The sequence below is a fragment of the Klebsiella sp. 1SOBk10mer genome (assembly GCF_046602535.1).
Taxonomy (GTDB): domain Bacteria; phylum Pseudomonadota; class Gammaproteobacteria; order Enterobacterales; family Enterobacteriaceae; genus Klebsiella; species Klebsiella quasipneumoniae.
Map to the genome: position 1 here is coordinate 1 of NZ_JBKIUP010000076.1, position 263 is coordinate 263.

The 263-nt window shown below is 50.6% G+C and carries 1 protein-coding gene; it reads right to left on the minus strand.

Annotated features, from left to right (window positions below; genetic code table 11):
- On the minus strand, positions 1–263 hold a 263-nt coding region (locus ACLH1I_RS26705), incomplete at both ends, for a transposase (RefSeq protein WP_411302959.1).

Consider the following 263-nt stretch of genomic DNA (forward strand, 5'->3'; position numbering starts at 1 on the left):
ACCCGGGAAGGCTTCTGAGTCCGTCACATTGTTCAGCGACAGGTCTGCACAGATGATTTCATGTGTGTTGCTGTCAACTGCCAGATGCAACTTTCGCCATATACGACGGCGTTCTTTGCCGTGTTTTTTGACTTTCCATTCGCCTTCACCAAAGACCTTCAGCCCGGTGGAATCAATCACCAGATGCGCGATTTCACCCCGGGTGAACGTTTTGAAACTGACATTAACCGACTTTGCGCGCTTGCTGACACTGGTGTAATCCG